This window comes from Mesorhizobium sp. M0437 (assembly GCF_040321335.1).
In the GTDB taxonomy this organism is placed as follows: Bacteria; Pseudomonadota; Alphaproteobacteria; order Rhizobiales; family Rhizobiaceae; genus Mesorhizobium.
Window position 1 is genome coordinate 127708 of sequence record NZ_JAMYRK010000003.1, and the last position, 12737, is coordinate 140444.

Here is a 12737-nt window from a genome sequence, read left to right on the forward strand (position 1 = left end):
ATGCCTTGCAGTTCCCCGGACCGCTTCAAAGGGACACACGCCCCGGAACATCGGCCCAGTATCCATGCGGTCTTACACCGTCTTTTCGCCTATCGCCTTGCGCAGGAAACCTCCCGCGTTGGCAAGCGCCTTACGTGCTTCTTCGACACCCATGCCGGTGATCGTCACCAGGATTGCCAGTTTTACATCATTGCCGGTCTGGTCGAGTGCCTGTCGTGCCTGCTGTGCCGCGCAGCCGGTCGTCTGCATCACGATCCTGACCGCCCTTGCTACAAGCTTCTTGTTGCTTGGATTGAGGTCAACCATCAGGTTCTGATAGCTCTTGCCGATGCGGATCATGCTGGCGGTGGACAGCATATTGAGCACCAGCTTTTGCGCGGTTCCCGATTTCAGCCGGGTCGAGCCGGTGAGGACCTCCGGGCCAACCACCGGAGAGATGCCAATATCGGCAATGCCGGCAATGGTCGATCGAGGATTGCAGGACAACGCCACGGTGGTGGCTCCCACTTCCTTGGCATAGGTCAGGCCGCCGATGACATAAGGTGTGCGTCCGCTGACAGCGATGCCGACCACCACGTCGTCGGCGGTCAGCTTGATGTCCTGCAGCGCCTTTATTCCCTGTTTCGGATCGTCCTCGGCGCCTTCCGCAGAGTGCACCAGCGCGTCGACGCCGCCGGCGATCAGGCCCACCACCATGTCCTCGGGTACGCCAAAGGTCGGCGGACATTCCGAGGCGTCGAGGACGCCGAGCCGGCCGCTGGTGCCAGCCCCCATATAGACAAGGCGTGCACCGTTCTGGAACGCGCTCACGATCCGGTCCACAGCCGCAGCAATGTCGGGGATGACCTTCTCGACGGCTGCCGCAACGCCTTTGTCCTCGTCATTGATCTTGCGCAGCACCTCGAGGGTCGGCAACAGATCGATATCCATGGTTTTCGGGTTCCGGTCCTCGGAAACCAGCCGCTCCAGCTCCGACATCAACCCTTGTTCGACCACTTCGCTTACTTTCAAGTGCGACTGCGAGCAGGACTGTGATGCCCGCAGCAAGCGGCGTCCAGTGCCTGCACCTGGCCGTCGGCTCCGTACCGGCTGCGCCGGTTCTGTTTCATTAACTTCTTAGAATTCGATATTCCCTGTGTCAACGGAAAGTAGGAATATTATATTCCTTGCGAGCAAGGCATCACTGGCGGCAGAGGGATTTTCTGGCCAGGATTATGGCTCCCGAAACCGCGTCGCCGTCGGCCGGCTTCAGCCGTCGGCGGACGTCGGGAGCGAGCCATGGCTCAAGCGGGCTGGACAACCCTCCGAGCAGCGTAACCCGCGGCGCGCCTTTTTCGAACAGCACCCGCACGAAGGTGTCGATCTGCTCGGCAGCGCCTTGCACGATCCGCCGACCGGCCGGATCGCCCTGATCGGCATGGCGGATCACCATCGGCGCCAGGGCGGCATAGTCCGTCGCACTGGCGCGGTCCATCCAGGCCACCGCCTCGAACGGATCGTCCTTGAAGCGCTGCATCACCTCGGCCAGCAGCGCCGTCCGCTCATGCCGACCGTCATGGGCTCGCAAGGCAAGCTGCACTGCCTTCAGTCCGAGATCGGCGCCGCTGCCCTCGTCGGAAATCGGAAAACCGTAGCCGCCGACGCGCAGGTCGCGCCCTTCGACAAAGCCGAGCCCGATCGAACCGGTCCCGGCTATGACGATGGCGCCGTCTTGACCCGAATGCGCGCCAAGGCAAGCCGCGACGCCGTCGCTGACGAAGTCGATGCTCGCAAAGGGTTGTTCGATGCCATGAAACGCCTCGAGCGCACCCTTACGGCCGATGCCGGCAACACCGATACCCGCGCGGATCCTGGCGATTTCCGCCGCCGTGAACCCTCCCTCTTCGATCGCCGCGCCAAAGGCTTTGGCAATCGAGGCCCAGGCCACCTCTATACCGAGTCGCGTTGTCGCCGGGCCCGACAGGCCTTGCCCGAGCACGGTTCCTGCCTCGTCTTCGATACGCGCCCGGCAGCCGGTTCCGCCGCCATCGACGCCCAGGAAATAATGCGGAGACGCCCGACCGGCACTCATTGCCTTATTCGTTCGATCTGGGCGCCGCACAGCCGGAGCTTGCGGTCCAACTGCTCGTACCCGCGGTCGAGATGATAGACGCGATTGATCGTCGTCTCGCCCTCCGACACCAGCGCTGCTAGCACCAGCGAGACGGAGGCGCGCAGGTCGGTCGCCATCACTTGCGCGCCCTTCAGCTTCTCGCCTCCGCGCACCAGCGCCATGGTGCCTTGCAGCTTGATATTGGCGCCGAGCCGCATTAGTTCAGGCACATGCATGAAGCGGTTCTCGAAGATCGTCTCGCGCAACAGCGAAGCGCCCTCGGCACAGCACATCAACGCCATGAACTGCGCCTGGAGATCGGTCGGAAAGCCCGGATAGGGCTCCGTCGTCACGTCGACCGCCTTGAGCGGCCCGTCTCTCGATACGATCAGCCCGCGGTCGCCCGGCCATATTTTCACACCGGCTGCTTCGAGCAGCTGGACGACGGATGCCATGTGCTCGAGCCGCGCGTGGGTCAGCTCGAGCTGACCGCCGGTGACGGCCGCTGCGACGGCATAGGTGCCAGCCTCTATCCGGTCCGGAATGATGTCGTGCGTGGCGGCGCGCCAGTCTGTGCTGCCCCCGATCAGGATGCGGTGCGTGCCGGCGCCCTCGATCCGCGCGCCCATGTCGTTCAGGCAGGCGGCAAGATCGGCCACCTCCGGCTCGCGGGCCGCGTTGAGGATCTCGGTCTCGCCGTTTGCCGTCGTCGCCGCCATCATCGCCGTTTCGGTCGCGCCGACCGACGGCGAGCTCAAAACGATGCGCGCGCCTTTCAGTCCGCCCGGCGCAGACGCGACGATCAGTCCGTTTTCGATCGCGATATCGGCGCCAAGTGCGGCAAGTGCGGCGACATGCATGTCGACCGGCCGTGCGCCGATCGCGCAGCCGCCAGGCAGCGAGACCCGGGCATGGCCGAAGCGGGCAAGCAGTGGACCGAGAACCAGCACCGTCGCGCGCATGCGCCTGACGGTATCGTAGCTTGTCTCCCTGGAAGCGGCAGCACTGGTATCGATTGTGGCGGCATGCGCCGATCTGGTGACTTCGGCCCCATGAAGGCCGACGACGCCAAGCATGTTGTCGATATCCGTCACCTCAGGCAGGTTGGTCAGCTGCAGCGGATAGGGGCTGAGCAACGCCGCCGCTATTTGCGGCAAGGCCGCGTTCTTGGCGCCGGAGATCGTCACCGCGCCCTCAAGCCTGTGCCCGCCGACGATCCGCAATTTGTCCATGGCTCTGACCTAATCCCGAGCTGTCGGCGAGTCTACGATCTTTTCATGTCCGAATCGTCGACATGCCCGAAGGCTGGGCCGCAACCGCACCAGTCGAGATTTGATGGTTCATTCTTGGCTGTCAATCAGAGGCGGAATAATTTATTCCTTGGCTTGGCGTTGTCTATGACAGGCAATGGGGGAACGCATGTCCGTCCTGAAGAAGATCGAGGCCAAGCTCGAAGTCATGGCGCCCGGCGACCGCGAGATCGGTCAGTATATCGTCGATAATCCCGACCAGATGCTCCGCCTGTCGACGGCGGCGCTTGCCGCCGAGATCGGCCGCAGCCAGTCGAGCGTCGTCAAGTTCAGCCAGAAGCTCGGCTATTCCAGCTATCAGGAGCTTAAGCTCGCCGTCAGCGAGGCCAAGTCGCAGGAATGGCACGTGCCGGCCGGCATGATCCACGGTTCGATCGAGGTCGGCGACAGCTATCTGGTCATCCTGCGCAAGCTGATCGGCAGCAAGCTTTTGTCGATGCAGCAGACCGTCGCGGCCAACACCGAGCAGGAAATCGGCAAGGCCCTCGAAGCATTGAATGGTGCGCGCCGCATTCATTTGGCCGGCGTCGGCGCATCCTCGCTGGTGGCGCGCGATTTTTCCTACAAGCTGATGAAACTCGGCCGCAACGTGCTGCACGACAGCGACAGCCATGTGCAGATGGCCAATGTCTCGACGCTTGGAAGAGGTGACGTGCTGTTCGCGCTCTCCTATTCCGGGGCGAGCATCGAAACCCTGCGGATAGCTGAACTTGCCCGCAAACGTGGCACCACCGTGATCGCCGTCACCGGACTTCGCGACAATCCGCTGAGCCGGGTTGCCGACATTCGCCTCCACACGATCGCCGATGAAGAGCGCGCGCGCTCGTCATCGATAACTGCGCGTGATGCACAACTGACGCTGACCGACCTGCTGTTCATCCTGCTCGTGCAGAAGCAGCCTGACGCCAACGAATACGTCCACAACAGCGAATTGGCCGTCTCGGTGCTGAAGGCTTAGTGGTGTTCGCAGTCTCGCGTTAAGGCTCCCTGTTCTCGGAGAAATGCCCGCGCCGTAGGGCCTTCAGCGCGAGCGCGTCCGATAGGTCGACACAAGTGGCCTGACCAAAATGTGGGCACCCGACCGGAAATGCCCAGGTCCAAACAACTGTTGACAACAGCATCTGTTGTTATATCAACATTCAGCCTCGAATTCGACGGCCGGGTGAGACAATGGACGACCTTGGAGCACAGGAACAAGCGGTTCTCGACCTCATTGCCGCGAACCCATTCGCCGGCCAGCAGGACATAGCAACGGTGCTCGGCATCGCCCGCTCGACGGTTGCGGCCCACATCGTGCAACTCGTCAACAAGGGATACATTCTCGGCCGTGGTTACGTCTTGCCGACGTCCAAGCGCATGGTCTGCGTCGGCGGCGCGGTGCTCGACCGCAAATACCACGCCAAGAAGGATCTGATTTTCGAGACGTCGAACCCGGTCGACGGCTATCGCAGCTTCGGCGGGGTTGCCCGCAACGTCGCCGAAAACCTTGCCCGCCTCGGCGTCGACATAAGCTTCGTCTCGATCGTCGGCGACGATGAAACCGGCCGCTCACTGGTCCGGCATCTGCGCGACCTCGGCGCCGATGTCAGCCAGATCATCACCACCACGGAACGGCCGACGGCGGAATACGCGGCCATCCTCGACCGCAACAACGACCTCGTGCTCGGCATTGCCGACATGGAGATCTTCGATCTGTTTTCGTCGTCCTATCTCGACCGCTTCTGGCCGCATCTGGCTTCGGCGACATGGGTGTTCATCGACTGCAATCTGCCGGCCGCGACCCTCGCGGCACTGATGTCGCGCAAGCAGGGTGCGCGCTTCAAGCTCGCCGTCGACACGGTATCGGCGCCGAAATCAGCGCGCCTGCCGAAGGACCTGACCGGCATCGATCTTCTGTTCACCAATCATGACGAGGCCAATACGATGCTCGGCATGACGGATGCCGACAGGCGGCTGACGCCGGAGGAAGCAGCGGCAGCGCTGCGCGCGGCCGGCGCCGGCGAGGTGATCGTGACCGTGGGCGCGCATGGATTTGCCGTTGCGACTGAGAGCGGTGTGACGACCATGCACTCCGTCCCGGCGCAGCCCGTCGATATCACCGGCGCCGGTGACGCGATGATCGCCGGCACACTGTACAAGGTGCTTTCGGGTGAGCCGGTCGCTCATGCCGTGCGCACCGGCGCGCTGCTTGCCACACTGACCACCGAGAGCGAAGCCAGCGTCCATCCCGATCTGTCGCCGCGCTTCCTTGCCGCCGGCATGTACCGCATTCCTGCCTGAAAGCGAGATGATATGAAACCTTTCCTTGTCCACCTGAACGATGAAGTCGCTGCTGCGCTTGATGAAGGCCGCGCGGTGGTGGCATTGGAATCGACGATCATCACCCACGGCATGCCCTATCCGGCCAATCTGGAAACTGCCCGTGGTGTCGAGACCGTGGTGCGTGAAAACGGCGCCGTGCCCGCCACGATCGCAGTGGTCGCCGGCAAGATCAAGGTTGGCCTCGACGACCGTGAGCTGGAAGAGCTGGCAGCGGCAAAGGGCGTGGTCAAGGCTTCCGGGCGCGATCTCGCCGCCATCATGGTGCGCGGCGGCTCGGCCGGAACCACCGTCTCGGCGACAATGCGGATCGCCGCTTTAGCCGGGATCGGCATTTTTGCGACCGGGGGCGTGGGCGGCGTGCATCGCGGCGCCGAAGCCACTTTCGATATCTCCGCCGACCTGACCGAACTCGGCCAAACCGGCACGACCGTCGTCTGCGCCGGAGTTAAGTCGATCCTCGATATTGCGAAGACGCTGGAATATCTGGAAACTCAGCGCGTGCCGGTGATCGCCTATGGGAGCGATGATTTTCCGGCTTTCTACACCCGCTCCAGCGGGCTCAAGGCCGATCATCGCCTCGACACGCCCGATGAGATCGCGCGAGCCATGCTGCTGCATGACGAGATGGAATCCGGCACCGGCATTCTCGTCGCCAACCCTATTCCCGAAGCGGACGCGCTCGATCCGGCGTTCATCGACGGCACGATCGCAGCGGCCGTGGCTGAGGCCGAGAAGCGCGGCATCGGGCGCAAGGAACTGACGCCGTTTCTGCTCGCACGCATCAATGAGCTTTCGCAAGGCCGCAGCCTGAAGGCCAACATCGCGCTGGTCCGCAACAACGCCGCGCTTGCTGCCCGCATCGCGGTTGCGCATGCGGAATTGAAGGGCGCGACCAGATAGAGACAGCGCCCGGCCAGCGCTACGCACCTTCGATTTCAGCCCGGCGCGAGGTCGAAGATGCGCCCGGCATTGAGGATGTTGTTCGGGTCGAAGGCTGCTTTCAGGCGCCGCATGGCCGCGATCTCGGCGTCGCTGCGCACAAGGTGCAGCCATTCCTTCTTGTCCAGGCCGATGCCATGCTCGGCCGAGACGCCGCCGCCAGCCGCGGCCACGCGCCGGTAGACGATGTCGTATGCGGCCGCCGGATCCCCGGTGCGAACCTGATAATGCAGATTGCCATCGCCGAGATGGCCGAAGACGTAGATGTCGGCGCCAGGGTCGACGGCCCTGATGACGGCTTCTGTTTCGCCCAGGAAAGTCGCCATTCTCGCCAGTGGGATGCTGATATCGACGCCGATCAGGCCTGCCATCGAAAACAGGAAACGGTTGGCCTCCTCGCGCACCGCCCAGAGCGCCCGGAATTCGCGCGGCGATTGCGAGACGACCACGTCGTCGATCACGCCATCTTCAACCGCCTGCATCAGCACCGCGGCAAAACGTTCGCGGTCGCGGTCGGGCTCGCTGCCCTGTATCTCGGCAAGCACATAGACGGGCGAGCCGACCGGCAGCGGCGCCGGCGCCTCCATGCCGGCGATCATGGCGCCATAGAGCGGTGCGAAATTCACCTCATAGGCCGATAGCAAGGGCCCGAGCTTCCGCCTGAGCAGCGCAAGCAACGTGATCGCCGCGTCCAGCGAAGCAAGCGCGCAGAAGGCATTGATCTCGGTGGCCGGCTTCGGATGCAGCCGCAGGCATGCGCGCGTGACCACGCCGAGCGTGCCTTCGCTGCCGATGAACAATTGGCTGAGGTCGTAGCCGGAGTTGTCCTTCGCCAAACCCTTGAGCGAGGTCAGGATACTGCCGTCGGCAAGCACCGCTTCCAGCCCAAGCACCTGCGCCCGGTACATGCCGTAGCGCAGCACACGGATGCCGCCGGCATTGGTGGCGACATTGCCGCCGACGGTGGCCGTGCCGCGCGCTCCGATGTCGACGCCGAACAGCAAGCCGGCCGCATCGGCGGCTTCCTGCACCGCTTGCAGCGGCGCGCCGGCCTCGGCGATGATGGTCGCCGCCTCGCGGTCGATAGCCTCAACGGAAGTCATGCGCTCCAGCGACAGCACCGCTTCGCCGCGCTGGATGCGCGCCGCGCCCGCAAGACCGGTGCGGCCACCCTGGACGACGAGCCTTTGCCCGACCTCGTTGCACAGGCGCAGAATGTCCGACACCTCGCCGGTCGTGCGTGGACGCAAGACGATCGCCGGCGGCGCGCCGTCCTTGCCGTCGGGGTCTTCCCGGTAGCGTGGTCCGGCCTCCTCAGCCGAGACAATCGCTGACCTGTCCAGCCGCTTTTCCAGCCGCGACAGAAGCTCGGTAATTTTCTGCGACATGTGGCTCAAGGACATGAACGGCCCGGGCGCATCGACGCGGCCGGGAGAGGGAAGGGCGAGGGCTGTGAAAGCGGCCGTGGCTGATTTCTACTGTTCAGCAAATGTGCGGAAAACCCGCCAAGAATACAGCCGGTTGTCTTCGCCATGCGTCGCTCCTGTAACAGGTCGACCATAGGCGCGGCCGGCTATTTGTCAAACCTTTGACCGCAAGCGCTTACCTGCGGGCGGCCCAGTATTCTGGACCGAGGCAAAACGCTCACTCACGCGTCCCAGGCGCCTCAGCCTCGGCGCAAATGAGCTTGATGTCGGCTCCCGCCGCCCAGGCGCCGATATCCTCCCGCCGCAGTGCCGCCGCCATCATGTCCGGAAACAGATCCGGGGTGCAGGCGAAGACCGGAATGCCAAGTGCCGCGAGCCGCGCTTCTCCCCGCCCCGACGCAGTATAGATAGCGGTTTGTGAAGAATTATTATAGCTCTGGCATGGTGAAGATTGGCATGCCTTGGCCCTGTTTTGATGGGCCAGGACATGCCTCAGACGCAAATGGGGTCGACTGTTATTCGGCAGACAGAACGGGCTTTGGTAGCCGGCGGCCTAGGCGGAAGCGTTCAGGCTCTGCCCTTCAGGAACTCGATCACCATTGCCGCGGTCCAGGTGAAGCGATTGCCGCCGAGCGGCTCGCCGCTGAGGGGATCGTAATATTCGGCAAAACCGCTCTCGGCGATCAGCTCGAGACTGGATTGCGTGATGCGTTGTGCGATTTGGCTGTGGCCGGCGGCGGCAAGGCCGTCGGCGATCATGTAGTTGACCACCAGCCAGACCGGGCCGCGCCAGTAGCGCTTTGGGTCGAAGCGCCCATCCTCAGGATCGTGCGACGGGACGATGTAACGCGTTTTGCCGGCGATGCGCTCGATCGTTGCAGCGATGGTCGCTGCCCGGCTTTCCGGGATGGCCGAAAATACCGACAGAATGCCGCCGACCGACGCGCTGTCAACATGCTTTCCGGCCACTCGGTCGAAACAAATGTACTGGCCATGCGCGTCGCTCCACAGCCGTTCCATTGCCGAAAGCCCCTTTTCGGCACGGGCGCGATTGGCTTCTGCGATTTCGGTTTCGCCAAGTGCCTCGGCGAGATCGGCAAGGTCGGCGGCGGAACGGATCAGGATGGCGTTGAAGCCGGGATCGACGACCTGGAATGGCGAGGCATCGTGCAGCCGGGCATTATCCCAGCCAAGCCCGCGGAAATGCTGCAACAGCCAGACATAGCGGTCATACTGTGCCTTGGTTGGACGATGCGCCGGATCGGCGTGCAGGATGTCGCGGCGGGTGTAGGGCTCGACGCCTTCGGTCGGCACGCGCTCGAACGCCTCGTCCCAGTCGATCGAGTTGTCGCGGCCGGACTCCCATGGGTGGATTATGGCGACCAGCCCTTCGCCGTCCGGGTCGCGATTTTCGTAGAACCAGCGGTGCCAGGCGTCGATTTTCGGCAACAGCGCGCGGGCGCGCTCGGCCGCCAGGGTGTTGTCCTTGGCCTGGTCGAACAAGCGGCGCACGGCAAAGCCGGCGACCGCCGGCTGGGTGATGCCGGAGGTGGCAGTCGGGCGATTGGTTCGCCAGACCTCCGGCCCGGGGAAATAGCCGTCGCTCCAGACATGGAAGACGATGTGCGGCACCATGCCGTCTGGCCATTGGTGGGCGAACAGCGTGTCGATCTCGGTCCAGGCGCGCGCCTCGTCATAGTGGGCAAGGCCGAGCGCGGTCAGGCAGGAATCCCAGTTCCACTGAAACGGGTAGAGGCCCTTGGTCGGTATGGTGTAGGTGCCTTGGTCATTTTCCCTGAGCACCTCGACGGCGCGGGCGATGGTTTCGTCGACAGCAAGAGATATCATCGGGGCGTTCGTACTTTCAGAATCGAAGGGGATCAAAGGGCGTTGGTGGTTTCGGGATCGAACCAGCGGATGCGATCGGGTTTGGGCGAAAGCCGCAAGTGATCGCCGACGGCGACCGTGGCATTCGATTCGAGGATGGCGCGGAACAGGCCGCCCTCGACGTCGCAGGTGACCAGCGTGTGCGGTCCGAGCGGCTCGACAACGCGCACGGTGGCGTTAATACCTTCGTTGCCGGCGTCCACATCCTCGGGGCGAATGGCGAATTCTATCGTCTGCTTGTCCGATTTGGGGCCGGGCAGCGTCAGCCCGGCGACGGTCCAACTGCCGTCGGCCGTCTTCGTCGCCGGGATGAAATTCATCGGCGGGTTGCCGATGAAGGAGCCGACGAAGCGGGCCGCCGGATTGCGGTAGACCTCTACCGGCGAGGCGGCCTGGACGATACGGCCCTGATGCATGACGGCGATGCGGTCGGCAAGGCTCATCGCCTCGACCTGGTCGTGGGTAACGTAGATGGTGGTGGTCTTGGACGCCGCGAGCACACCTTTGAGCTCGGCGCGCATTTCGAGCCGCAGCAGCGCGTCTAGGTTGGACAGCGGCTCGTCCATCAAGATCACGTCAGGCTCCATCGCCAGGGCCCGGGCCACAGCCACGCGTTGGCGCTGACCGCCGGAAAGCTGGCCCGAATAGCGCTTCAAAAGCTGTTCGATATGCATGAGCTCGGCGGTGCGGTTGACGCGCCCGTCGACCTCCTGCTGCGGCAGCTTCTTCATGCGCAGGCCGAAGGCGATATTCTCGAATACCGTCAGGTGCGGAAACACGGCGTAATTCTGGAACACCATAGCGATGCCGCGTTCGCGCGGCGGCAGATGGTCTACGCGGCGCCCCCCGATCCAGACTTCGCCCTGGCTTGGCGTTTCCAGGCCGGCGACGATCCTCAGCAGCGTGGTCTTGCCGCAACCTGAGGCGCCGAGCAGCACCATGAATTCCTGGTCGGCGATGGTCAGGTCAATCGAATGCAGCGCGGTGAAGCCGCCGAAACGTTTTGCCACCTGCTTGATGACGATCTCAGCCATCGGCGTTCTCTTTTGTGCGCGTCATCGATTGGCGATCCCCCACATGGCGAACAAATATTTGCGGACGGCAAAAATGAAGATCAGTGCCGGGATAACCAAGGCAGCACCGCCGGTGAATTTGAGGTAGAGCGGCGATTCGCCAAGGCTCTGCAGCAGGAAGGCGGTCAGCGTCCGGTTCTCGATGGTGAGCACGGCGGCGGCAAACACCTCGTTCCAGGAGATGGTGAAGGCAAACACCGCGGACGCCGCGATGCCCGGCAGCGCCAGCGGCAGAATGACTTTTCGGAATGCCTGCAATCTCGTGCAGCCGAGCGTCCAGGCCGCCTCCTCCAGCTCGACGGGAATGCCGGAGAACAGCGAGAAGGTGATCAGCACCGCAAACGGCAGCGCCAGCGTGGTGTGGACCAGCGCCAGCCCGATCGCGGTGTCGTCGAGGCCGGTGCGGATGAACATCACCGCCAGGGGCAGAGCCAGCAGCGGCAGCGGGAAGGCGCGGGTCATCAGCACGAGGAAACGGAACGTTTCCTTGCCTGGGAAATCGAAGCGCGACAGTGCGTAGCCCGCGGGTGCGCCGAAGCCGATCGAGAGGAGCATCGTCAGCGTGGCGACGAGAACGGAGTTCCACAGCGCCTTGGCGACGCCGGCGAAATTGATGAAGAAAGAAAGGCTGCCGAAATCGAATGACGGGAAGAAGCGCTTGGGGAAGGCGGTCACCTCTTCCGGCGACGACAGCGCGTTGACGATCAGCAGATAGATCGGCAGCAGCACCCAGACGCAAAGCAGGATGACCGTTGCGACCAGCAGCCAGTTGCCGGCTTTGCGGGCCGCAGGCGCGGCGATCGACAGCTCCGCGACGGTGCTCATATCCGCGCCTCCTTCGGCACACGCAGCACACGCAGGAAGAACAGTGTGAAACCGATCGAGATGGCGAGGATGAACAGCGCCATGGCGGCGGCGACATTGTGGTCCTGCAGCGTGAACTGCCAATTGTAGGTCTCGCCCATCAGCACCGGCAGATTGGTGCCGCCGAGTGCTGCAACCACGGCAAAGACCTCAAAGGCAAGGATGACGCGCAGGATGATCGCCGTCTGCAGGCTTGGGCGCAGCAGAGGCAGCGTGATCTTGATGAAGCGCTTCCACGGGCTAGCGCCAAAAACCTCCGCCGCCTCGTAGTATTCCCGGGGGATCAGCCCCATGCCGGCGACCAGAATGACCATCATGATGGCGGTCGCGCGCCAGATCTCGGCCAGCGCCACGGCGATGAAGATCGTCAGCTTGCTCTGGTAGCCGAGGAACATGACCGGGCTGTCGATGACGCCGAGATTGGAGAGCAAGGTGTTCAGGAAGCCGGACTGGTCGAAGATGGCGAGCCAGATCAGCCCGGCAGCGAGATCGGAGATGCCGAGCGGAATGGCGAAGATATAAAGCGCGGCGCTGCGTCCCGTTTCGAGCCGCGACACCGCGGTTGCCATCAGCAGTGCCATGACCAACTGAATCGGCACGACGACGACGCTCAGCAGTAGCGTATTGCGGACAGTGACCGGAAACTTCCAGCTGCCCGCCATGGTGCGGAAATTGTCGAGCGTAAAGCCGCCGTCGCGGGTGAACGCCTCGAAGGCGACCAACACGAACGGGTAGAGGAAGAAGACGCAGAGGAACAGCGTCGCCGGTGTCAGCAGCAGATAGGGCAGGGCCTTGCTGTGCATGGAGCGCTCTCTATTCGAAG

General features: G+C 63.5%; 11 protein-coding genes. 3 read left to right on the forward strand and 8 right to left on the reverse strand.

The annotated features are described in order from the left end of the window. Positions 1-72: 72 nt before the first annotated feature. The 3 genes from murQ to murA form a co-directional block, all read right to left on the reverse strand. A complete protein-coding gene (gene murQ / locus NKI72_RS03295; protein WP_352819165.1) occupies positions 73-996 on the reverse strand; it encodes an N-acetylmuramic acid 6-phosphate etherase in 924 nt (307 codons plus the stop codon). Positions 997-1180: 184 nt separating this feature from the next. After that, positions 1181-2071, reverse strand: a complete 891-nt coding sequence (locus tag NKI72_RS03300; RefSeq protein ID WP_352472242.1) for a glucosamine kinase nucleotide-binding domain-containing protein — start codon at positions 2069-2071, stop codon at positions 1181-1183. Beyond that, complete coding sequence (gene murA / locus NKI72_RS03305; protein WP_352502988.1) at positions 2068-3324, reverse strand: UDP-N-acetylglucosamine 1-carboxyvinyltransferase; 1257 nt, start codon at positions 3322-3324, stop codon at positions 2068-2070. Before murA ends, NKI72_RS03300 begins: the two co-directional genes overlap by 4 nt. A gap of 187 nt (positions 3325-3511) precedes the next feature. On the opposite strand from murA, the gene NKI72_RS03310 reads away from it, so the two are divergent. From NKI72_RS03310 to NKI72_RS03320, 3 genes are all read left to right on the forward strand, one after another. Then, positions 3512-4360, forward strand: a complete 849-nt coding sequence (locus tag NKI72_RS03310) for a MurR/RpiR family transcriptional regulator (protein WP_352472245.1) — start codon at positions 3512-3514, stop codon at positions 4358-4360. Between the two features lie 212 nt (positions 4361-4572). Further along, positions 4573-5682: a carbohydrate kinase gene (locus NKI72_RS03315; RefSeq protein ID WP_352502989.1), complete on the forward strand. Its 1110-nt coding sequence runs from the start codon at positions 4573-4575 to the stop codon at positions 5680-5682. Positions 5683-5694: 12 nt separating this feature from the next. Then, complete coding sequence (locus tag NKI72_RS03320; protein ID WP_352502990.1) at positions 5695-6624, forward strand: pseudouridine-5'-phosphate glycosidase; 930 nt, start codon at positions 5695-5697, stop codon at positions 6622-6624. Positions 6625-6659: 35 nt separating this feature from the next. On the opposite strand, the gene NKI72_RS03325 is transcribed toward NKI72_RS03320, so the two are convergent. From NKI72_RS03325 to NKI72_RS03345, 5 genes are all read right to left on the reverse strand, one after another. Continuing rightward, positions 6660-8051, reverse strand: coding sequence for an FAD-binding oxidoreductase (locus NKI72_RS03325; RefSeq protein WP_352502991.1), 1392 nt, complete (start codon positions 8049-8051; stop codon positions 6660-6662). A gap of 606 nt (positions 8052-8657) precedes the next feature. Beyond that, the gene (locus NKI72_RS03330; RefSeq protein WP_352502992.1) at positions 8658-9938 is read right to left on the reverse strand and encodes an amylo-alpha-1,6-glucosidase; all 1281 of its coding nucleotides are present in this window, start codon (positions 9936-9938) and stop codon (positions 8658-8660) included. A 32-nt stretch (positions 9939-9970) separates the two neighbouring features. Beyond that, positions 9971-11011: an ABC transporter ATP-binding protein gene (locus tag NKI72_RS03335; protein ID WP_352455248.1), complete on the reverse strand. Its 1041-nt coding sequence runs from the start codon at positions 11009-11011 to the stop codon at positions 9971-9973. A gap of 21 nt (positions 11012-11032) precedes the next feature. Further along, positions 11033-11875, reverse strand: a complete 843-nt coding sequence (locus NKI72_RS03340; RefSeq protein ID WP_352502993.1) for a carbohydrate ABC transporter permease — start codon at positions 11873-11875, stop codon at positions 11033-11035. Next, positions 11872-12717 (reverse strand): carbohydrate ABC transporter permease, encoded by an 846-nt coding sequence (locus tag NKI72_RS03345; RefSeq protein ID WP_352472253.1) that lies wholly within the window; start codon positions 12715-12717, stop codon positions 11872-11874. The genes NKI72_RS03340 and NKI72_RS03345 overlap by 4 nt, the downstream gene beginning before the upstream one ends. Between the last annotated feature and the right edge of the window lie 20 nt (positions 12718-12737).